Source organism: Saccharopolyspora karakumensis (genome assembly GCF_004349225.1).
GTDB classification, from domain to species: Bacteria; Actinomycetota; Actinomycetes; order Mycobacteriales; family Pseudonocardiaceae; genus Saccharopolyspora; species Saccharopolyspora endophytica.
Genome location: NZ_SMLA01000081.1, coordinates 1 through 20,894, shown reverse-complemented (window position 1 = coordinate 20,894; position 20,894 = coordinate 1). Strand labels below are relative to the sequence as shown.

Annotated in this window: 25 protein-coding genes; 13 read left to right on the top strand and 12 right to left on the bottom strand. The window is 70.8% G+C overall.

Annotated elements, in window-relative coordinates; all coding sequences use genetic code 11:
- Positions 1 to 128 precede the first annotated feature (128 nt).
- A complete protein-coding gene (locus tag E1202_RS29460) occupies positions 129 to 599 on the bottom strand; it encodes a gamma-glutamylcyclotransferase (RefSeq protein WP_093413862.1) in 471 nt (156 codons plus the stop codon).
- A 293-nt stretch (positions 600 to 892) separates the two neighbouring features.
- Here E1202_RS29460 and E1202_RS29455 point away from each other — a divergent pair, with 293 nt between their 5' ends.
- From E1202_RS29455 to E1202_RS33110, 4 genes are all read left to right on the top strand, one after another.
- On the top strand, positions 893 to 2,296 hold the full coding sequence (locus E1202_RS29455) for an NAD(P)H-quinone dehydrogenase (protein ID WP_132686586.1): 1,404 nt from the start codon (positions 893 to 895) through the stop codon (positions 2,294 to 2,296).
- A gap of 31 nt (positions 2,297 to 2,327) precedes the next feature.
- The gene (locus E1202_RS29450; protein WP_132686585.1) at positions 2,328 to 2,717 is read left to right on the top strand and encodes a thiol-disulfide oxidoreductase DCC family protein; all 390 of its coding nucleotides are present in this window, start codon (positions 2,328 to 2,330) and stop codon (positions 2,715 to 2,717) included.
- A gap of 179 nt (positions 2,718 to 2,896) precedes the next feature.
- Entirely contained in the window at positions 2,897 to 3,148 is a 252-nt protein-coding gene (locus tag E1202_RS33115; protein ID WP_207918986.1) for a hypothetical protein, read from the top strand.
- A gap of 511 nt (positions 3,149 to 3,659) precedes the next feature.
- Entirely contained in the window at positions 3,660 to 4,082 is a 423-nt protein-coding gene (locus E1202_RS33110; RefSeq protein ID WP_207918985.1) for a nucleotide disphospho-sugar-binding domain-containing protein, read from the top strand.
- Positions 4,083 to 4,257: 175 nt separating this feature from the next.
- Here the strand turns inward: E1202_RS33110 and glpK are convergent, their stop codons facing one another.
- Together glpK and E1202_RS29435 are read right to left on the bottom strand one after the other, a co-directional pair.
- Positions 4,258 to 5,760 (bottom strand): glycerol kinase GlpK, encoded by a 1,503-nt coding sequence (glpK, locus tag E1202_RS29440; RefSeq protein WP_132686584.1) that lies wholly within the window; start codon positions 5,758 to 5,760, stop codon positions 4,258 to 4,260.
- 22 nt (positions 5,761 to 5,782) lie between these two features.
- Entirely contained in the window at positions 5,783 to 6,535 is a 753-nt protein-coding gene (locus tag E1202_RS29435; protein WP_132686583.1) for an MIP/aquaporin family protein, read from the bottom strand.
- Between the two features lie 407 nt (positions 6,536 to 6,942).
- Between E1202_RS29435 and E1202_RS29430 the strand changes: the two genes are divergently transcribed.
- A complete protein-coding gene (locus tag E1202_RS29430; protein ID WP_132622590.1) occupies positions 6,943 to 7,770 on the top strand; it encodes a DeoR/GlpR family DNA-binding transcription regulator in 828 nt (275 codons plus the stop codon).
- Positions 7,771 to 7,861: 91 nt separating this feature from the next.
- On the top strand, positions 7,862 to 9,610 hold the full coding sequence (glpD, locus tag E1202_RS29425; protein WP_132686582.1) for a glycerol-3-phosphate dehydrogenase: 1,749 nt from the start codon (positions 7,862 to 7,864) through the stop codon (positions 9,608 to 9,610).
- A 201-nt stretch (positions 9,611 to 9,811) separates the two neighbouring features.
- Here the strand turns inward: glpD and E1202_RS29420 are convergent, their stop codons facing one another.
- From E1202_RS29420 to E1202_RS29390, 8 genes are all read right to left on the bottom strand, one after another.
- Positions 9,812 to 10,618 carry an ESX secretion-associated protein EspG gene (locus E1202_RS29420; protein WP_132686581.1) on the bottom strand — a complete coding sequence of 269 codons (807 nt, stop codon included), beginning with the start codon at positions 10,616 to 10,618 and terminating at the stop codon, positions 9,812 to 9,814.
- Entirely contained in the window at positions 10,615 to 11,472 is an 858-nt protein-coding gene (locus E1202_RS29415; protein ID WP_132686580.1) for a PPE domain-containing protein, read from the bottom strand. Before E1202_RS29415 ends, E1202_RS29420 begins: the two co-directional genes overlap by 4 nt.
- A gap of 6 nt (positions 11,473 to 11,478) precedes the next feature.
- Positions 11,479 to 11,829 (bottom strand): hypothetical protein, encoded by a 351-nt coding sequence (locus E1202_RS29410; RefSeq protein WP_132686579.1) that lies wholly within the window; start codon positions 11,827 to 11,829, stop codon positions 11,479 to 11,481.
- 93 nt (positions 11,830 to 11,922) lie between these two features.
- A complete protein-coding gene (locus E1202_RS29405) occupies positions 11,923 to 12,597 on the bottom strand; it encodes a DUF3558 domain-containing protein (protein WP_132686578.1) in 675 nt (224 codons plus the stop codon).
- A gap of 44 nt (positions 12,598 to 12,641) precedes the next feature.
- Positions 12,642 to 13,013: a DUF1707 SHOCT-like domain-containing protein gene (locus E1202_RS29400; protein WP_207918984.1), complete on the bottom strand. Its 372-nt coding sequence runs from the start codon at positions 13,011 to 13,013 to the stop codon at positions 12,642 to 12,644.
- Positions 13,014 to 13,107: 94 nt separating this feature from the next.
- The gene (locus E1202_RS29395; protein WP_207918983.1) at positions 13,108 to 14,439 is read right to left on the bottom strand and encodes a dicarboxylate/amino acid:cation symporter; all 1,332 of its coding nucleotides are present in this window, start codon (positions 14,437 to 14,439) and stop codon (positions 13,108 to 13,110) included.
- A 119-nt stretch (positions 14,440 to 14,558) separates the two neighbouring features.
- The gene (locus E1202_RS33075; RefSeq protein ID WP_363872896.1) at positions 14,559 to 14,639 is read right to left on the bottom strand and encodes a putative leader peptide; all 81 of its coding nucleotides are present in this window, start codon (positions 14,637 to 14,639) and stop codon (positions 14,559 to 14,561) included.
- Between the two features lie 251 nt (positions 14,640 to 14,890).
- Complete coding sequence (locus E1202_RS29390) at positions 14,891 to 15,514, bottom strand: Maf family protein (RefSeq protein ID WP_132686575.1); 624 nt, start codon at positions 15,512 to 15,514, stop codon at positions 14,891 to 14,893.
- A gap of 70 nt (positions 15,515 to 15,584) precedes the next feature.
- Here E1202_RS29390 and E1202_RS29385 point away from each other — a divergent pair, with 70 nt between their 5' ends.
- The 4 genes from E1202_RS29385 (at position 15,585) to E1202_RS29370 (ending at position 18,581) form a co-directional block, all read left to right on the top strand.
- Positions 15,585 to 16,412, top strand: coding sequence for a biotin--[acetyl-CoA-carboxylase] ligase (locus E1202_RS29385; protein WP_132686574.1), 828 nt, complete (start codon positions 15,585 to 15,587; stop codon positions 16,410 to 16,412).
- 73 nt (positions 16,413 to 16,485) lie between these two features.
- Positions 16,486 to 16,992, top strand: a complete 507-nt coding sequence (locus tag E1202_RS29380; protein ID WP_132686573.1) for a PH domain-containing protein — start codon at positions 16,486 to 16,488, stop codon at positions 16,990 to 16,992.
- Positions 16,993 to 17,943: a hydroxymethylglutaryl-CoA lyase gene (locus E1202_RS29375; protein WP_132686572.1), complete on the top strand. Its 951-nt coding sequence runs from the start codon at positions 16,993 to 16,995 to the stop codon at positions 17,941 to 17,943.
- Positions 17,940 to 18,581, top strand: coding sequence for an adenosylcobinamide amidohydrolase (locus E1202_RS29370; RefSeq protein ID WP_132686571.1), 642 nt, complete (start codon positions 17,940 to 17,942; stop codon positions 18,579 to 18,581). The genes E1202_RS29375 and E1202_RS29370 overlap by 4 nt, the downstream gene beginning before the upstream one ends.
- Before the next feature lie 2 nt (positions 18,582 to 18,583).
- Here E1202_RS29370 and E1202_RS29365 read toward each other — a convergent pair whose 3' ends face one another.
- Positions 18,584 to 19,033, bottom strand: a complete 450-nt coding sequence (locus tag E1202_RS29365) for a MaoC family dehydratase (protein ID WP_132686570.1) — start codon at positions 19,031 to 19,033, stop codon at positions 18,584 to 18,586.
- A gap of 216 nt (positions 19,034 to 19,249) precedes the next feature.
- Here E1202_RS29365 and E1202_RS29360 point away from each other — a divergent pair, with 216 nt between their 5' ends.
- From E1202_RS29360 to E1202_RS29350, 3 genes are all read left to right on the top strand, one after another.
- Entirely contained in the window at positions 19,250 to 19,669 is a 420-nt protein-coding gene (locus E1202_RS29360; RefSeq protein WP_235879099.1) for a YbaB/EbfC family nucleoid-associated protein, read from the top strand.
- Between the two features lie 2 nt (positions 19,670 to 19,671).
- A complete protein-coding gene (locus E1202_RS29355) occupies positions 19,672 to 19,992 on the top strand; it encodes a hypothetical protein (protein ID WP_132686569.1) in 321 nt (106 codons plus the stop codon).
- A gap of 5 nt (positions 19,993 to 19,997) precedes the next feature.
- On the top strand, positions 19,998 to 20,894 hold an 897-nt coding region (locus E1202_RS29350), incomplete at its 3' end, for a WXG100-like domain-containing protein (protein WP_456238813.1).

Genomic DNA, 20,894 nt, shown 5'->3' with positions numbered 1-20,894 from the left:
GACACGAAGGCCTCCGGTTGATGAAGCGGTTCCTAGACAGCTCCACTTCACAACCAGAGGCCTTCACCTGTCTGCAGAACAAACCAACTCACACACCACGACCGGGACAACCTCCCCGGACATCACAACTAGAGCTCGCGGGGTGAACCCGGGCCCACGTTGTGGCAGGGGCGTTTCCGGAGCTTCTCGACGTAGTCCTCAGGGGCCCCGGCGGCTTCCGCCGCGTCGGCCATCACGCCGAGGTAGCGCGCCGAGGGCAGTCCGCCCTCGTAGGCGTCGAGCACGTACAACCACGCGAGCACCGGGCCGTCGAGGGTCTGCACCATCAGCCGCAGCTTCTTGTGCATCCCGAGCTCGGCGCCCTCCCAGTTGTCCAGGTTCTTCTCGTCTTCCGGGCTCACGTCGTAGAGCACCGTGAAGACCTGCGAACCGGGCTGCTCGACGATGGTCGCGAGGGCGCCTTCCCAGCCGTAGTCCTCGCCGCCGAAGGTCAGCCGCCAGTCCATCAGCCAGCCGCTTCCCGCCAGCGGGGAATGCGGGGCGCGCTTCAACATCTGGGCAGGATCCATGTTGGATCCGTACGCGGCGTACAGAGGCACGCCCCACAGGGTAGCGATCCGTTGGCCGAAAAGCGGACCGGAGGGCAGCACGAATGTGGGTTTCTCCGTCTTCCGGTTCCCGGCCGCGAGCCGGAGAACCTGCGCACAGGTGACGATCACAGGCGGTGTCGGCGGCCGGGAGTGGTCTTCGCCACGATCACCCATCCCGGTCGGTACCACCCGGTTTGCCCGGACTCGTCGCGGCGTACCGTGAATCCGGCGCCCATCGGTGTAATCGGTGACCACCGGCAACGGGGTGCCCTTCGGCCAGGTGGACTCAGGAGGAGCGCGAAGTGACCCGCATCGTGATCATGGGCGGCGGACCGGCGGGCTACGAGGCGGCATTGGTCGCCGCTTCCAACGGAGCGGACGTCACGCTCGTCGAGCCGGAAGGCCTCGGCGGGGCCTGCGTGCTCTACGACTGCGTTCCCTCGAAGACCTTCATCGCCTCCGCCGGCGCTCGATCCTCCTTCCGCGACGCCGAAGAGCTCGGCATCCGGCCCTCCTCCCACGAAGCCGACGTCGAGGTCGCCGTCGTGCACGGCCGGGTCAAGGGCCTGGCCCTCGCGCAGTCGGCCGACATCCGCTCCCGGGTCCGCCGCGAAGGCGTCAAGATCATCGCGGGCCGGGCCCGCTTCACCGACCCGATGCCCGGCATGGCCGTGCACCAGATCGGCGTGGACCGCGCCGACGGCAGCTACGAAGAGCTCACCGCCGACGTCGTGCTGATCGCCACCGGCGCCACGCCCCGCATCCTCAAGGGCGCCGAGCCCGACGGTGAGCGGATCCTGACCTGGCGCCAGCTCTTCGACCTGCCGGAACTGCCCGAGCACCTGGCCGTCATCGGCTCCGGTGTCACCGGTGTGGAGTTCGCCTCCGCCTACACCGAGATGGGCGTCAAGGTCACCATGATCTCCAGCCGCGACCGCGTGCTGCCGCACGAGGACGCCGACGCCGCGGCCGTGCTCGAAGAGGTGTTCGCCGAGCGCGGCACCGAGGTCGTCAAGCACGCCCGCGCCGAGTCGGTGGAGCGCACCGAGAAGGGCGTGGTCATCCACCTCGCCGACGGCCGGAAGGTCGAGGCCAGCCACGCGCTGATGACGGTGGGCTCGGTGCCCAACACCAGCGACATCGGTCTGGAGAAGGTCGGCATCGAGACCGGCCGGGGCGGCTACGTCGAGGTCGACCGCGTGTCGCGCACCGGCGCCCCGGGCATCTACGCCGCCGGTGACTGCACCGGTCTGCTGCTGCTGGCCTCCGTCGCCGGCATGCAGGGCCGCATCGCGATGTGGCACGCGCTGGGCGAGGGCGTCACCCCGATCAAGCTCAAGACGGTGGCGGCCAACGTCTTCACCCACCCCGAGATCGCCACGGTCGGCATCAGCCAGCAGGCCATCGACAGCGGCGAGGTCCCCGCGCGGACCGTGATGATGCCGCTGGCCACCAACCCGCGTGCCAAGATGGAAGGCCTGCGGCGCGGCTTCCTCAAGGTCTTCTGCCGCCCGCAGACCGGTGTGGTCGTGGGTGGCGTCGTGGTCTCGCCGAACGCCAGCGAGCTGATCCTGCCGATCGCGCTCGCGGTGCAGAACCAGGTGACGGTGGACAACCTGGCCAACACCTTCTCGGTCTACCCGTCGCTGTCGGGTTCGCTCACCGAGGCCGGCCGCCTGCTGATGCGCCACGACGACCTGGACTGACGGGGCGCCTCCCGTGGGGGAGGATGGCGTCGTGGCCGAACGTCCGGTGCTGATCTACGACGGCGACTGCGGGTTCTGCACCCGCAGCGTCCGCGTCGCGGTGCGCCTGCCGGTGCGCATGCGGGTCCAGCCCTGGCAGGAAGCCGACCTCGCGGCGCTGAACGTCACCGAAGCCCGAGCCGCTCACGAGGTCCTCTGGATCGACCGCTCCGGCCGGGTCTTCGGCGGCGCCGCAGCGGTGGCCGAACTCCTCAAGTCCGGCCGCGCCCCCTGGCCGCTGCTGGGTCGGCTCATGTCAGCCCCGCTGCTGCGCACCCTCGCCGAACGCCTCTACCGCTGGGTCGCCGACCACCGCCACCGCCTGCCCGGCGCCACCCCGGCCTGTCAGCTCCCGCCCGAGCAACGCCCCCACCGCGACTGACCCCGCGCAAAAATCGCGCGACACCTCTCGTGGCCGCGGGCTAATCTCGGCTCGTGCAGTGGCAGCTCCACCTCTGATCAAGACCGCCTGAAGCGGCCCCACCGCGCGCGGAGATCCGCAGCGCGGTCATCTCTCGTTCCCGCCCGGCATCCGGGCGGCTTGATCAGGAGTTCCCGCTCATGTCTCAGAACCTCCACCGCACCAGGCGGCGGGCGCACGTCCTGTTCGTGTCCATCCCCGCCCACGGTCACATCAACCCCGGTCTCGGCCTGGTCGCCGAGCTGGCCGGGCGCGGCCACCGCGTCAGCTACGCGACCACCGACGAGTTCACCCCGCAGGTCATCGACAGCGTGCTGAACCGGTCCGCTACGACTCCCAACTGCCCGGCACCGCCGGCGCTCAGCGGCCGGAGTGGCCGGACGACGAGGTGAGCGCGCAGCGCCTGTTCCTCGACGAGACCGACCTCGTGCTGCCGCAGCTGGAGCGGGCGCTGGCTCACGACCGGCCGGACGTGATCGTCTACGACGTCGCCGCGTTCGCCGGGCTGGTGCTGGCCGAGAAGTGGCAGATCCCGCGCATCCAGCTGTCACCGACGTACGTCTTCTCCCCGGGTATCGAGCAGGTGCTGGGCCTGGCGGAGGACACGGCCGCCAAGCGCGAGGTGCGGGCCCGCTACGACCGGTATTTCGCCTCGCAAGGCGTCGGCCTGGCCTTCCAGGACATCGCGGTGCCGCAGCGGGCCATCGTGACGATTCCGCGCGGGTTCCAGTACTTCGGCGACGAGTCCGAGAACTCGTTCGAGTTCGTCGGCCCGATGCTCTCGGAACGCGCGTTCCAGGGAAGCTGGAGCCCACCGGACGACCGCCCGGTCCTGGTCATCTCGCTGGGCTCGGCCTACAACGACCGGCGCGACTTCGCAGGTGCCTGGGAGCGTTCGGCGGGATGGACCGGCACGTGGTGCTGTCGGTCGGTCGCGGCATCGATCCGGCGGAGCTGGGCGAAGCGCCGGAGAACTTCGAGATCCACCAGTGGATCCCGCAGCTCGAGGTGCTCTCGCACGCGGATGCGTTCCTCACCCACGCGGGAATGGGCGGTGTGATGGAAGCACTGCACCACGGCGTCCCGCTGATCGCGGCACCGCAGGCGGTCGAGCAGTTCGCCAACGCCGACCGCATCGAGCAGCTGTCCCTCGGCGTCCAGGTCGACTCCGGCACGGTCACTCCTCGGCAGCTCCGAGATGCCCTGTCCGAGGTCACCTCGAACCCGGAGATCCGGCGCAGCACGGCGAAGATGCGGCAGGAGATCGAGGCGTCCGGCGGCCTGAACCGGGCCGTCGACCGGATCGAGTCGCTGCTCGAAACCTGACGTGCGAACGGCGGTCCGCCTGGCTCCGGACGTCCGGAGCCGAGCGGACCGCCTCGCCAACTCGTTGCGCCACCTGACCGAGCTCGCACGCGAAACGGCGGCGTGACCCGCTCTCGCGAGTGCTACGCGAAGCGCGGATCACGCCGCCGGACGGCTCAGGAGAAGCAGCAGGTCGTCACTCGACCCAGTCGAAGGTCTTCGTGACCGCCTTCTGCCAGTTGGCGTACTGCTTCTCGCGGAGCTCCTGCGTCATGGCGGGGTCCCACTGCTTGTCCTTGGCCCAGTTGCTGCGGATGTCGGCTTCGCTCTCCCAGAATCCGACCGCGAGCCCTGCCGCGTAGGCGGCGCCGAGCGCGGTGGTCTCGTTGACCTTCGGCCGGATCACCGGAACGCCCAGGATGTCGGCTTGGAACTGCATCAGCAGCTCGTTGACGACCATGCCGCCGTCGACCTTCAGCGACTTCAGCGGGACACCGGAGTCGGCGTTCATCGCCTCGATGACCTCGCGGGTCTGGAAGGCCGTGGCCTCCAGCACCGCTCGGGCGAGGTGACCGCGGTTGACGTACCGGGTGAGCCCGACGATCGCGCCGCGCGCGTCCGAGCGCCAGTGCGGTGCGAACAGACCGGAGAAGGCGGGCACGAAGTACGCGCCGCCGTTGTCGTCCACGCTGGAGGCGACCTGCTCGATCTCCGGAGCGCTGCCGATCATGCCGAGGTTGTCCCGCAGCCACTGCACCAGCGAACCGGTGACCGCGATCGAGCCCTCCAGGCAGTAGATCGTGTCGTTGTCGCCGATCTTGTAGCCGACCGTGGTCAGCAGGCCGTTCTGACTGATGACGCGCTCGGTCCCGGTGTTGAGCAGGACGAAGTTGCCGGTGCCGTAGGTGTTCTTGGCCTCACCGGGCGACAGGCACGCCTGCCCGAAGGTGGCGGCCTGCTGATCGCCGAGGATGCCGGCGATCGGAATCCCGGCGAACACACCGCGCTCGCGGAACTGCCCGTAGACCTCCGAGGAGGAGCGGATCTCCGGCAGCATCGACATCGGCACGCCGATCTCGGCGCAGATGTCCGGATCCCACTGCAGGGTCGCCAGGTCCATCAGCAGCGTGCGCGAGGCGTTGGTCGGGTCGGTGACGTGCAATCCACCGTCCGGGCCACCGGTGCAGTTCCACAGCACCCAGGTGTCCATGTTGCCGAACAGCAGCTCGCCCTTCTCGGCGCGCTCCCGGATGCCCTCGACGTTGTCCAGCAGCCACTTCACCTTCGGTCCGGAGAAGTAGGTCGCCAGCGGCAGGCCCGTCTTCGCCTGGAAGCGGTTCTGCCCCTCCTTCGCGCCCAGTTCGCTGACGATCTCGTCGGTGCGCGTGTCCTGCCAGACGATGGCGTTGTAGACCGGCTTGCCGGTGGCCTTCTCCCAGACCACCGTGGTCTCGCGCTGGTTGGTGATGCCGCAGGCGGCGATGTCGGAGGAGACCAGGTCGGCCTTGGCCAGCGCGCCCGCGCACACCTGGCGGACGTTGTTCCAGATCTCGAGCGGGTCGTGCTCGACCCAGCCGGCCTTGGGGAACAGCTGGCGGTGCTCCTTCTGGTTGACCGCGACCACGCTGCCGGCGTGGTCGAAGATCATGCACCGCGTGGACGTGGTCCCCTGGTCAATGGCGGCGATGTACGAGGCCATTGTTCAAACCTTCCTTGTCCGGTCAGCTGCTGATGGGCAGCGCGAGGGCCAGCAGCGCCGCCAGCGCGCCACCGATGATCGGTCCGGCGATCGGGACCCACGAGTAGCCCCACTCGGCCGAACCCTTGCCGCGGATGGGCAGGATCGCGTACGCGATGCGCGGGCCCAGGTCGCGCGCCGGGTTGATGGCGTACCCGGTCGGTCCGCCGAGCGAGTTGCCGATGCCGATCACGATGAAGGCGACCGCGGCGTAGCCGAGCGCGGCGTTGCCGAAGTCCGGAACTCCCGGGGCGTCACCGGCGCTGGCCGGCGGGTTGGTGATGATCCAGAACACCAGCACGAAGGTGCCGATGATCTCGGTGATCAGGTTCCACGGAGCGTTCGGGACCGTCGGTCCGGTGCAGAAGATCCCCCGGGTGTTGGCGGGGTCCTCCGTCGTGTCGAACTGCAACTTGTAGGCGGCCCAGCACAGGACCGCGCCCAGCACGGCGCCGATGATCTGCGCGATGATGTAGACCGGGACCTGCGACCACGGGGTGTCCCCGTAGATCGCGAGTCCGATGGTGACCGCGGGGTTGATGTGGGCCCCGGCAGGTTCGGCGATGCTGGCGCCGGCGAAAACCGCGAAGCCCCAGCCGAAGTTCACCAGCAGCCATCCGCCGCCGACTCCGAGACTCCTGCTCAGCGTCACGTTCGCCACGACGCCGCAGCCCATGAGCGTCAGTATCGCCGTCCCGAGCAGCTCCCAGAGGAATACCTCGCCAAGACTGGTCATTCTCCCGTTCCCCTCGTGATGCCGCCGTTGGCACAGGCGGGTGTTCGGTGTCTGTCCGACATGGAGCGAGTCGGGACGGTACTGCCGCATGGCAACACGTGTCCATGTGTGCCGCCAGTCGTGCGCAGCACGTTCGTCTGTACCGCCTAATCCCGCAGCTCGCCCGGTGGTAGCGCGGAATGACGAAGATCCCCGATGCCGGGCTCCCGGCGTGGGGACACCGGCGTCCGGCATGCCTGGATCGAGTGATCGACCCCGGCTACCGGACGACACTTTAATCACAACCTCTGTGTGAAAAGAAGCGTTGCGTACTGGTTGAGATGGTGTTTTTATCGAGTTGTACGGTGAGGGTGCGGTGGCGGAGATGATCCGGCCGCAGTCAGCGCCACTCGGAGCGAGGAGCCGCCATGTCCGGCCGACGGCCGTCCGGCAAGCAGCAGGACCGGCGCCGCAAGATCACCGAACTGGTGATGGCGGAGGGCACCCTGCGCATCGACGACCTGGTCGCGACCATCGGTGCCAGCGCCATGACCGTCTACCGGGATCTCGCCGACCTGGAATCGCAGGGCTTGGTGCACCGCAACAGGGGCAACGTCTCGGCCGCGTCGTCGCTGCTCTACGAAGCGGCTTCGGAGTACCGGCTGCAGCAGAACCAGTCCGAGAAGGAGGAGTTGGCCCGCGCCGCCGCCGAGCTCATCGAGCCCGGGCAGGCGCTGCTGCTCGACGACTCCACCACCGGCGTGCACCTCGCCCGGCTGCTGCCCGAACGCGCCCCGCTGACGGTCGTCACCAACCACCGGGGCGTTTTCGACGAGCTCGCCGCCGCTCCCGGGATCAGCTTGATCTGCGTCGGCGGCGACTACCTGCCGTGGGCGGACGCGTTCGTCGGTGGCATGGCGCTGGATTCGCTGCGCAACCTCCGCGTCGACTTGGCGATCATGTCGGTGTCGGCGGTGACCGACGGCATCGGCTGCTACCCGCAGCAGGAGATGGTGCAGATCAAGAAGGCGATGCTGGCCGCGGCTCAGCGCACAGTGCTCTACGTTGACCACACGAAGTTCCACCGGCGCGCGCTGCACGCGGTCGCGCCCGTCGAGGACTTCGACATCGTCATCGTGGATTCGAGAACACCCGGCCACCAGATCGAAGTGCTGCGCGAGCGCGGAGCGCTCGTCGAGCAGGCGACCGCAGCGGGACGCGCTGCGCCAGGCACGGACAGTGCTGGTCGGGCATGATGACCACCGTGGTGCGCCACCTGCGCGCAGGTCCGGTTCCGCGTCGGCGGTGGGTTTAACGGTGGGACGCGAACAAAGCGAGGAGGACGCGGTGTCCAAGTCCAAGGACAAGACCGAGACCGGAAACCGGCTGAAGGGCTCGTTGGGACCCACCGAGCGGGCCGAGAACTGGAAGCGGCTCGAACACGACGAGTTCGACGTCGTGGTGATCGGCGGCGGTGTCACCGGCGCCGGCGCGGCGCTGGACGCCGCCACCCGGGGGCTCCGGGTCGCGCTGGTGGAGGCCCGCGACCTGGCGGCCGGGACCTCCAGCCGTTCCAGCAAGCTGTTCCACGGTGGACTCCGCTACCTGGAGCAGCTGGAGTTCTCCCTGGTGCGCGAGGCGCTGCGGGAACGCGAGCTGATGCTGACCAGGCTCGCTCCGCACCTGGTCAAACCCGTCCCGTTCCTGTACCCGCTGACCCGCCGCTTCTGGGAGCGCCCCTACACGGCGGCCGGTCTGCTCATGTACGACACGATGGGCGGCGCCCGCTCGGTGCCGGGGCAGAAGCACCTCAGCCGCGCCGGTGCGCTGCGGATGGTCCCCGCGCTCAAGCGCAACGCGATGATCGGCGGCATCCGCTACTACGACGCGCAGGCCGACGACGCCCGGCACACCATGACCGTCGCCCGCACGGCCGCGCGCTACGGCGCCGTGGTCATGACCTCCTCGCAGGTCACCGGTTTCCTGCGGGAGGCCGACCGGATCGCGGGCGTCAAGGTGCGCGATGTGGAGACCGCCGAAGAGGTCGAGGTCCGCGCCCACGCGGTGATCAACGCGACGGGTGTGTGGACCGACGAGCTGCAGAAGCTCTCCGGTGGTCGCGGGCGGTTCCGCGTCCGCTCCAGCAAGGGCGTGCACATCGTCGTCCCGCGCGACCGGATCGTCGCCGAGACCGGCATGATCCTGCGCACCGAGAAGTCCGTGCTGTTCGTCATCCCGTGGGGCAACCACTGGATCATCGGCACCACCGACACCGACTGGCACCTCGACCTCGCGCACCCGTCGGCGACCAAGGCCGACATCGACTACCTGCTCGAGCACGTCAACTCGGTGCTGGCCACCCCGTTGACCCACGACGACATCGAGGGCGTCTACGCCGGTCTGCGGCCGCTGCTGGCGGGCGAGAGCGAGGAGAGCTCCAAGCTCTCCCGCGAACACGCGGTCGCGCGGGTGGCCCCGGGGCTGGTGGCCATCGCCGGCGGCAAGTACACGACCTACCGGGTCATGGCCGCCGACGCGGTCGACGCCGTCTCGCCCGACGTCCCCGGCCGGATGGCCTCGTCGATCACCGACCAGGTCCCGCTGATCGGCGCCGACGGCTACCACGCGCTGGTCAACCAAGCCGATCAGCTGGCCAGTGCGCACGGCCTGCACCCGTACCGGATCCGGCACCTGCTGGACCGCTACGGCTCGGAGATCCACGAGGTGCTCGCGGCGGGCGACGAGCGACCCGACCTGCTCAAGCCGGTTCCGGCCGCGCCGAACTACCTGCAGGCGGAGATCGTCTACGCGTGCAGCCACGAAGGCGCGATGCACCTCGAGGACGTGCTCACCCGGCGCACCCGCATCTCCATCGAGTACCCGCACCGGGGCGTGGACTGCGCCGACGCCGTGGCGCGGCTGATGGCGGTCGAGCTCGGCTGGGACGAGGAGACCATCGCCCGCGAGGTCGCGGTCTACACCCAGCGGGTCGAAGCCGAACGCGACTCGCAGACCGAACCCAGCGACCAAGCCGCCGACGCCAAGCGCTCGGCGGCCCCGGAAGCCAGGATCAGCCTCCTGGAACCGGTGGTCTGACGAACGCGCTCATGACGATGGCCCCGTCCGAGGACGGGGCCATCGTCATGAGCATCGCGCCGACCGACGAGCTCGCCGCACTTCCAGCCGAACACCCGCCGAGGTGCACCTCCGGAACCGGGATTCGAACTTCGCGCGAGATTCGAGTGGTGCTGCGGGGGCGAGGTCCTCGCCGTGCTGGGGCGGTGGCAGTGGTGAGCGCTACGGGCGGGGTGAGGCGGTGACCTCGTTGAGGAGTTCTTCCACGTGGCCCGCCAGGCGGCGGTTGTCCGCCGGGGCGATCGTGCTCCAGGCCTCCCCGGAGGGCGAGGTGGTGCGCAGCTGCGCGTAGCGGCCGAGGGCGGAGTCGAAGAACCCGACGACGCGTTCGGCCCTCTCGCGCCTGCCGTAGCGGACTCGCGCGGCCGCGCCGAACTGCCCCTGCGCCACCGCTCCGGCGACCATCTCGCCCAGGACGTCGGCGTCGTCGGGGCGAACACCGCGCCGCTGCAGCGCGGAGGCGAGCTGCTCGGTCTTGTCGCCCACCTCGTGGGCGGCGGCGTCGAGGACATCGCTGGGCACCGACACCGATCGGCCCGGGCCTGCGGGCAGTTCCGGCAGCGGTGAGATCGCCGCGCGCGGCAGTCCCGCGGCCGAAACGGCCGAGAAGCTCAGGTGATCGCCGTCCTTGACCACGAGCACGGCGCGCTCGCCGTGCTTCTCGGCGGCGGCCAGCACCCGAACGCTGCGCTGCAACCAGCTCCGCCCGTCGACCTCGCGGCCGGGTTCGGCGACGAGCCGCAACATCCACTCCAGATCGGCGTCGAGCTCACCGCCGCTGATCAGGCCGCGGTTCGACATCGCGCGCCACGCGGAGGCAACCAGCGTCGCGCGCTCGGCGTGGGTGCGTCCCGGCGACGGGACCTTGAGGACCAGCGGCACGCCGTCGAGCTCCAGGTGCTCGGCGAGGACGTCGAACTCCAGCGCCGAGAGGCCGATCGACCTCTCGGCACGTGCGGTGGTGTTCATCGACCGGGCTCGCCGCCGATCACCGGGCGCGAACCCGTCTGCTGCTCGCCGAAGAACCCGCCGTCACCCAACTTCTCGATGACCTCGCGCTCGACGGCCTCGTCACGCCCGCCCTTGGCGCGCTTGCCCGACGCCCGCCCTGCGGCGGAACCGACGGGGCGGCCCGAACGGCGACCGTCCTGCTTGGCGCCGGGCGCGGTGGTGCCCGCACCGCTCCGCCCGGTCGGCGCACCGGCGCTCGGCGCGGTGACCGTCGGACCCCAGCTGATGGTCACCTGCGGTGGTCCTCCCGGCGCCCTGGACCCGCCCGAGGCCGGGGCGTCCACGACGACCTGCGGCGGTGGGGCGAACGAGGCGAGCGAGGTCGTGTTGGCCCGCGTCGACGCCTCGTAGGTGCGCATCACGTCGAACGCGCGCTGCTCAGCGGCGTGCTGCCGGGCCTCCTGGACCTCGTAGTCGGTCTGCCCGCCGAACAGGTGCGTGAGCGCGGTCGCCGCGGTTCCCGGGTCTTCGCTGGTCGCCTGCACCGGCGGTGGCATGTCCCTGCGGGCCTTGCTGATGAACTCCGCCTGCTGCTCGGCGCGCTCGCGCATGACCGTGCTCGCCTGCTGCGCCAGCACCGCCCACTCGCCCAGCGGGCGAAGACCGGCGTTGGCGTTGTCGGCCGCCGAGCCCTGCCAGCCGCTCTGCGCGGCGGCGACCGCGGCGGCCAGACCGCCGTCGATCTCGCCCAGCGCGCGGGTCAGCTCGCTCCAGCGGCGCACGCTGTCGGTCGAGCCGTGCGCACCCGGGCCCTCGTTGATCTGCGCGTACAGCTCGGCGTGCTGGTAGCCCTGCCATCGGTGGTCACCCATCGCGGATCAGCAACCCCCGCCCAGACCGGCCGCGCTGTCGTGGTCGATCTGCTCGTACTCGCGGCCTGCCTGCTGCAACGACTCGGCGGCGGCCTGCAGCTGGTCGCGGTAACCGCACAGCGCGGTCAACGCGTCCTCGCCACCGCCCACCGATCGCTCGTTGAACAGCTCGGCCGCGTCCGCGCTGACCGGGTCCCCGGCCCACGGACGGATGCGGAGCTCGGTGATGGCGTGCTCGATCTGCAGCCCGACGGCGTCCAGGGACTCCTGCAGCGAGTTGACCAGACGCGGGATCGCGGTGGGCTCGACCTGCATCGAACCACCGGAACCCGCGCCGTACGGCTCGGTTAACGGCACGTCGCCCCCTCCCACAGGTGAAACGTCCGCCGGACACTGTATCCGCGATCTGTAACGCTGTGGAGTCCTCCATACGCGGGCAGTGGTGCCGGATCAGGGCGTCGACTCGGACGGCAGCTCCGTCGGGGCCTCTGAGCTGGAGGTTCCCGAGGCGGGCGGGTGGGCGAGTGTGCGCACCGCCTCCTCGGCGACCCGCTGAGCACCGGAGCACAGCTGGTCCACCGGCGGCGGTGGCTGCCCGCCGTCGTCGCGGTAGAGGACGTCGAGGTGCTGCCCCTCGGCCACGTCGACCGCCACGTTGCAGGACAGGTCGAGCCCAGGGGTCTTGATCACCAGCGCGGGGAAGCCCTGCACGAGGATCGGCGTGGCCTCGACCTGCGCGGTGTCATCGGTCCACACCCGCATGCCCTCGGTGGTGATCAGCGCCAGGCGGGCGCCGACCTTGGCGGTGGTGTTGCGGTAGCTGCAGGTGGCGGCGTTGCCGAAACCGGCGTCGGAGTCCGGCTGCGGTTCGCGGTCGAAGCCGAGCTGGTTGCGCTGGTCGGCGGTGAGCAGCTCGCACGGGTCGACGCCGTCCAGACCGAGGTCGAACGGCCTCGGCGGCAGCGACGGCGGTGCGCTGGTGACCGGAGCCGGTGGTGGCGATGGGGGTGGTGCGGTGCCTGCCGTGGGGGCCGACTGCCAGATGCCGCAACCGGTGAGGGTGAGCGCGCCGAGGCCGAGCAACGCGCTGAGACGTCGCACCCCGGTCGACCGCGAGCTGTGCATGGGCATCACCGTAACGAAACGTGCTCGGAGGTGACGGTAGGTCGTCACCTGCGTCGCCACACGAACCAGATGATCGCCACGGTCGGAAACAGCAGCATCAGCCCGATCGGCCTCGCGACCACCACGAGCGCGAGCAGCAGCGCCACCGCGCCGACGGCCAGTGCGACGTTGCCCACCGAGGGCGCGGGGCGTGTCGTGGCGGGCGCCAGCTCGCCGAGAGGCCGGGGCCCGGGCAGATCGTCGAAGAGCCCGTCGAGCTCGGAGCCGAACCGCGCTGCCGCCGCCAGCTTGCTGCGCTCGTCGTACTCGGCGAGCTCCAGGCGCCCGGCGGAGAAGTGCTCGCCGAGCAGCCGGATGGCCCGCTCGCGCTCGGGGTCACCGATGCGCAGGTCTTTTCCCCGCCGGCCGCTGTCCACGCGGCCCATCCTACGGATGGGCCATCACCCGAACGAAGTGCCGAGGCGGGTTTTCCCGGTCCGGTGCGCGCGACCGCGCACCGGACCGGTCCGCTCACGCCGTGGCCGGTTCGCGGTCGCCGATCAGCGGGGCCGTGCTGGGGGCGTCCAGCACCTCGTCGTCGAGAACGTTCTCGCTGCGGGCCACGATCACCGGGACGGCGATCTGGCCGGCGACGTTGGTGGCGGTGCGCATCATGTCCATGATCGGGTCGACCGCGTAGGCGATGGCGATGCCGGTGGCCACGACCTCGGGCGGGAAGCCCAGCGCGCCGACGGTCAGCGTCAGCATCGTGAACCAGCCGGTCACGCCCGCGGTGGCGATCGAGCCGAACACCGCGACCGCGATGATCGTCAGGTACTGCACCCAGCCCAGCTGGATGCCGAAGAGGTTGGCGATGAACAGCGAACCGATCGCCGGGTAGATCGCCGCGCAGCCGTCCATCTTGGTGGTGCTGGCCAGCGGGACCGCGAAGCTCGCGTAGGCGGGCGGAACGCCCAGGTTCTCCGCGGCCTGGCGGGTCATCGGCAGGCTCGCGCCGGAGGAGCGGGAGGCGAAGGCGAACTGCAGGACCGTCCACGACTTGGCGAAGAAGCGGGCCGGGCTGACCTTGGCCACCAGCCCCAGCAGCAGCGGGTACACGGCGAACAGCACCAGCAGGCAGGCCACGTAGGTGGAGCCGACGAGCTTGACCAGCGGCAGGAAGAACTCGTTGCCGTAGGTGGCCACGGCGTTGCCGATCAGGCCGAGGGTGCCCAGCGGGGCCAGCCGGATGATCCAGCCCAGCACGCGCTGGATGACCTCGAAGGCCGCCTTGTTGAAGTTCACGAACGGAGCGGCCTTGTCGCCGAGGCTGTAGGTGGCCGCGCCGATGATCAGCGACACGAACACGACCTGCAGGGTCTCGCCCTCGGCGAAGGCGCTGATCAGGTTGTCCGGCACCAGGCCGTTGAGCAGGTCCAGCCAGGAGCCCTGCGTCTTCTCGCCGATCGCCTGCAGCTTCGCCGGGTCGGGCTCGATGACCAGGCCGCGGCCGGGCTGGAACAGCCTGCCGATCACCAGGCCGATCACCACGGCGATCAACGAGGTGATGGCGAACCACAGCGCGGTCTTGCCGCCCAGGCGGGCCGCGGTCCGGCCGCCGCCGAGCGAGCGGAGGCTGTTGATGCCGACCACGATCGCGGTGAAGATCAGCGGCAGCACGGTGAAGCTGAGCAGCTTGGTGAACGTGCTGCCGATGGTGTCCAGGGTGGTGATCAGCCATTGCGCGTCGGTCTGCTTGGCGACCCAGCCGAGCAGGGCGCCGAGCACCAGCGAGGCGAGCACTGCGACGGCGAACAACTTGGGGTTGAAGCGCAGGCGGGACCGCCCGGCGGTGTCGGACACAGGGATCTCCCGAAGTCGTGGAGGGTTGGTGCGGAGAGGGCGCGGGTCAGCGCCGGAGCGCGGCGGAGCGCCGCGCGGGGGAGCGGCCGAGCGAGGGCTTCAGCTCAGGCCGGAGGAGATCAACGACAGACGCAGCTGGCCTGCCGTCGAAGATCGACGTGCAGGCGCGAGGTCAACAGCCACGGTCGCAGGACAGACATAGCGACCTCAATTAACCACCCGATCGAGCGATTAAGTCCCGAAGGTGGGCGAAATGTGCCCACGTTCACCCCGATGGCGGCACCGCGTCCCCGATCACCGCCGTGGCCAGGACCCCGAATACCGCCGTCATCGGGTGTCTGATCACTGCCGTGTTCGGGTCATCCCCGGGAAGGAGACGACCGGGGATCAGAGGCCCGGACCGGGGATCACCGGGATGTGAGGATCTCGAGATGCCGGTCGCGGCAGGTGATCAGGCGGGTGTGGTCCAGAGGTGGGTGATGGTGAGGCCGAGGTCGGCGAGGAGCTTGCGGGTGAGGGGGAGGCTGATGCCGAGGACGCTGGAGGGGTCTCCGTCGACGCCCTCGATGAACCAGCCGCCGAAGCCCTCCAGGGTGAAACCGCCCGCGACGTTGAGGGGTTCGCCCGTGGCGATGTAGGCGTTGATCTCGTCCTCGGTGGGGGTCCCGAAGTGCACCGCCGTGCCCAGGTGGCCGGAGGTGCGGTCGGTGATCTTCCCGTCGCGCACCCGGATGATCGCGTGCCCGGTCAGGAGCTCGGCGCTGCTGCCGGAGTTCTGGGCCCAGCGCTTGGCGGCGACCTCCGGCGTGCCCGGCTTGCCGACGATCTCGCCGTCGGCCAGCAGCAGCATCGAGTCGCACCCGACGATCACCGCGTCGGGCTCCGCGCACTCACCGGCGACCGCCTCGGCCTTCGCCTGCGCCAGAGCGGTGACCAGCTCGGCCGGAGCCGGATCCGTCAGCGACGCGGCCACCGCGTCCTCGTCGACGCCCGAGACCTGCACGAGCGGTTCGATCCCGGCGGAGCGGAGCACGGACAGGCGGGAGGGCGAGGCGGAAGCGAGAACGAAGCGCACGCACCCGATGCTAGTGCGTGGGCCCACGCCGCCGGACGTGGTGGGAAGCGGATCCGCATAGGCTGAGCGGGTGAGTGCTGAAGTTCTGCTCGACGGAGACCGGCTGCGCCGACGACTGGTCGACGAAGGACCGTATTCCGCGCTGGACGTGGTGGCCGTGACCGGCTCCACCAACACCGACCTGGCCGCCGCCGCGGCCCGCGGCGCCGCCGACCGGACGGTGCTGATCGCCGAGGAGCAGAACGCCGGGCGCGGGCGGTTGCAGCGGCAGTGGATCTCGCCGCGCGGCGCAGGGCTGTTCGTGAGCGTGCTGCTGCGTCCCGGGGTTCCGCCGTCGGCGGTGGGGTGGATGCCGCTGATCGCCGGTGTCGCCCTCGCCGAGACCGTCGAGCGGACCACCGGTGTGCCCGCCGGCCTGAAGTGGCCCAACGACCTGCTGCTCGGCTCGGGCGAGGACTGGCGCAAGGGCGCCGGGATCCTCTCCGAGGCGGTCGCCGGACCGGACGGGATGGCGCTCGTCCTGGGCATGGGGGTCAACGTCCGGCAGCAGCGCGACGAGCTGCCCACCGGTGCGGGCGGCCTGCCCGCCACCTCGCTGGCCGCCGAGGGCGCCGACGTGGACCGCGAGGACTTCGCCGCGGACCTGCTCGGCGCGCTCGCCGAGGTCGAGGGGCTGTGGCGCGACGCCGGCGGCGACGTGATCTCCACCGGGCTGCTCGCCCGCTACCGCGAGCGGTGCCGGACCCTCGGTCAGCGCGTGCGGGTCGACCTGGGGGACGGCGACCTGCACGGCGAGGCCGTCGACGTCGACGACACCGGCAGGCTCGTGGTGCGCACCGAGGCCGGTCGGACCACGGCCGTCTCGGCGGGTGACGTGGTGCACGTCCGCCGGAGCTGAGAGCGTTCTCCACGCCCGGGCGCGGCCGGTAACGTGATTCGCAGACCGGCGTCAGGGCTGAGGAAGGGGAACCGTGGCCTACCCAGACGGCTTGCTCCACGACGACGAGGCCGTCGTCGTGCACAAGCATCCGCACTGGAAGATGCTGCTCGGCCCGGTGCTCGTGCTGTTCGTCGTGGTCGGTGGCGCCTCCTACCTGGCGGCGCTGGTGGCGACCACCCCGTGGCGGCTGCCGGTGTGGATCGCGATCGGCGTGGTGGGCCTGGTGCTGATCGTCTGGTTCACCCTCGCGCCGCTGGCCCGCTGGCGGACCACGCACTTCGTGATCACCACGCACCGGCTGATGGTCCGCGAGGGCGTGTTCACCAGGTCCGGGATCGACATCCCGATGTGGCGGATCAACTCGGTGCGCTTCCGGCGCGGTCTGGTGGACCGCGTCTTCGGCTGCGGCACGCTGGTGGTCGAGTCCGCGTCGGACGAGCCGCTGGAATTCGATGACATCCCGCAGGTCGAGCAGGTGCAGACGCTGCTCTACCGCGAGGTTGGCGATGGTGCTGAACATCGGGCGCAGGAGGGCTGAATGGGACCACGTGAGCTGGGCTTGCCGATGCGGGTCGCCTCACCGGAGCCGGCGGGGCTGCCCGCCGAGGTGACGATCTGGGAGGTCGGCGCGCGCGACGGCCTGCAGAACGAGAAGGAGACAGTCCCGCTCGAGGTGAAGCTGGAGTTCCTGCGGCGGATGGCCGATGCCGGCCTGGCCGTCCTGGAGGCGACGAGCTTCGTGCACCCGAAGTGGGTTCCGCAGCTGGCCGACGCCGCCGAGCTGATCGACGGGCTGGACCAGGCCTCCGGCGTGCGGTACCCGGTGCTGGTGCCCAACCAGCGCGGTCTGGACCGCGCGCTCGACGCGAAGGTCCGCGACATCGCCATCTTCGCCGCCGCGTCCGAGACGTTCGCGCAGCGCAACCTCAACAGCGGCCTCGACGAGCAGTTCGCCATGTTCGAGCCGGTGGTGGGGCGCGCGGTCGGCGAGGGGATCGCCGTGCGCGGCTACCTGTCGATGTGCTTCGGCGATCCGTGGGAAGGCCCGGTCCCGGTCGAGCAGGTCGTGGCGACGGGCAAGCGGCTGCTGGAGATGGGCTGCCACCAGCTCTCGCTCGGCGACACTATCGGCGTGGCCACCCCCGGCCACGTGGAGGCCCTGCTCCGCGCGTTCGTCGCGGCCGGAGTCGGGGTGGACGAGATCGCGGTGCACTTCCACGACACCTACGGCCAGGCGCTGGCCAACACCGCCACGGCGCTGCGCCATGGAGTGTCCACTGTGGACTCGTCGGCAGGTGGCCTGGGCGGCTGCCCCTACGCCAAGTCCGCGACCGGCAACCTCGCCACCGAGGACCTGATCTGGATGCTCGACGGCCTCGGCATCCAGCACGGGGTCGACCTCGGCAAGCTCGTCGACACCAGCGTTTGGATGGCCGAGCAGCTGGGTCGTCCGAGCCCCTCGCGGGTGGTCAAGGCACTGAGCTCGTGACCGCGCCGGACCCGGTCCTGCACGTCGTGCAGGACCGGCCGGTGCTGGTCTGGCGCTGCACCCGCAAGTGGCTGGCGATCTCCTCCGCACCCCGCGGCGGCGGCATCGGTCTGCGCGACTGGGTGTTCAACGCGACCGTGGTGACCGACTACGACCACCCCGACCCGTCGGCGCACGCCGGTGAGATGGCGGCCGGACTCGGCCTGACCGGCGCTGGAATCGGCCTGCTCACCGCGGTCGACGTGCGGCACGAGGTCACCGCCACCGACGGCGGCGTCCGGGCCGGCGTGACCACCGGCGCCAACGCGCCCGTCTGGGCCGCGGCACCCGCCGACGAGCGGGCGTGGGCACCGGGCACGATCAACGCGGTCTGCTGGTCACCCGTGCGCCTGAGCGAAGCGGCGCTGGTGAACGCGGTGGCGACCGTCGCGGAGGCCAAAACCCAAGCGCTGCTGGAATCCGGAGTCGCGGGCACCGGAACGGTCACCGACGCCACGGCGATCCTCTGCCCGGCCGACGGCGAGCCCGAGCCCTACGGCGGCCCCCGCTCCCGCGTCGGAGCGGCCCTGGCCCGCGCGGTCCACGCAGCCGTGACGGCCGGGCTGCGCGTCGAGAACGCGCGCCACGACCCGTCCTGAGGTCAGTCCTGCTCGCGGGTCCCGAACATCCCGACGAAGCTGAAGCGCAGCACCCGGTCACCGCCGCGATCGGCGGTGCCGGTGATCTCCACCAGACCCAGGTTCGGCTTGCTGCGGGAACGGCGCTGGCCGGTGACCTCCATGCCGAACCGGAGCACGTCACCCGGGAACACCGGGGCCAGCCAGGTCAGCTCGTTGCCACCGGGCGAACCCTGCGAGGTGGAATCGGCCAGCACGTGATCGACGTAGGCGCGCATCCACAGCGACGCGGTGAACCAGCCCGAAGCGCACAAGCCGCCCAGCACCGAGTTGCGCCCCGCCTCCTCGTCGAGGTGGAACGGCTGCGGGTCGAAGCGGGCGTTGAACTCCAGCATCTCCTCGCGGTCGATCTCGGTCTTGCCCAGATCGAACGTCCGCCCCGGCGTCAGGTCCTCGTACGCGATGGTGGCCATGGCGCCATCTTCGCAGCTCCCAGCTGCGGACGGCGTTGAGAGGGTCCTCACAAGCAGCCCCCGCGACCGGCGATTTCAGCGGCGATCAGCGACGGAGGTGGTGAAAAGCGCCCTCGCGCGTGGAACCATCGAAGCGTCCGCGCGTCCCACCACGAGGGGCGCCGACGCACGCGGCAGGGGAGGGCAGCGGCAGTGCCGACCGACCACAGATCTCAAGTGGAAGAGCTGATGGCCGACTACCGGCGAAGCCGGGAGCGGCTGGCCGACACCCGGCGCGACCTCGCCGCCGTCACCGCGACCGCGAGCACCGACGACGGGCGCGTGCGGGTCGTCGTCGGCCCGCAGGGGGCGCTGCGCGAACTCGACATCGCCGACGACGCGGCCCAGCGGATGCGTCCCGCCGAGCTCGCGGCCACGATCGTCCGACTCAGCACCGACGCCGCTCGCGCCGCCGCCGAACGCGCCGCGTCCGTGCTCGCCGACGCGCTGCCCGCAGGCACCGACCCGGAACTGCTGCTGGGGCCACCCCCGGAACCGGTGCCGCGCAACGAATCACGGCGGATCGACGATGATGCCGACGACGAGGACTTCTCGGACGCCAGCTGGTTGCAGCAGGGCCCGACGGGACGGACGTGACCATGGGCGGTTTCCGCACCGACACCGAGCGGCTGGCGCAACGGGCAGGTGAGTTCGACGACCTGGCCGGTCAGGCGCAACGCATCGCCGACACCGTGCGGCAGGCCGTGGAGTCCGCGGGCGCCTGCTGGGGCGACGACGAGTTCGGCGAGCGCTTCGCCGCAACCCACGCACCCCGCGCCGACGCCGCCCTGGCGTCCGCGGGCGAGTTACCGCGCGAACTGCGCGCCCTCGGCCAGGAGTTCGCCGACACCGCCCGGACCACGCGCCGAACCGATGCCGACAACGCCGACGAACTCCGCCGGCTCACCGGAGAGGGGTGAACGGCGTGGGCATCGAACTCCCGCCGGAACTCCGCGACGTCGCCGCCCGAGCCGGAGCCCGCTGGCCGGCCGCCGACGAAGACCTCATGCGCGACTCCGCCACCGCCTGGCGCGACGCGGCGACGTCCCTCGACGCGCTCACCCGCAACGCCGACACCGTCGCGCAAGGCGCCCTGAACTCCTTCGACGGCGAAGCCGCCCAAGCCGCGGGTCGGGAGTGGAACGGCTTCATCGCCGACGACGGACCGCTGCCCGCCACCGCGAAGCAGTGCCGGGCCAACGCCGATCGACTCGACCACGCCGCCGAGCAGATCAGCACCGCCAAGGTGGAGCTGGTGCGCGAACTCGTCTCGCTGGCCAAGCAGACCGACGCCGCCGAACAAGCCGCCGCGACCGGGAACCCGCAGGCCCTGGCCGGTCTCGACACCGCGCTCAGCGGCGCGGCCGCCAACGTCGCCCGCGTCCACGAGACGCTGTCCACCGCGCTCGACCCTGGAGTCCCCGGCGCAGCCGAACAGGCCTCCGGTGCTCTGGCGGAAGTCGGCGCGGCCACAGGCCATACGCTGGGACCGGAATCCGCAGTGGACGGTGCGGAACCCGGTGATGTCGGTGCTGTGATCGAAGAAGCGGAACGTGGCGTGGCGGAGACAGTCGGTGGTGCCCATGACACCGTCCGCGAATCGGTTCCGGAAGGTGGGTTCGGCGCTCCCGCCGCCCCGGCCGCGCCGGGCTGGCAGCCAGGGATGGCGGAAGCCGGAACCGGCCCGATCCCGGTGATCGGCTCCGGCGGGCACACCGGCTGGCGGCCCGACGAGGCGCCCAACACCGCACCCCAGGCCTCGCACGCGGCCTGGGCGTCTCCGCCCGGGCAGCAACCGCAGGCGCCCGCACCGGGTTTCAAC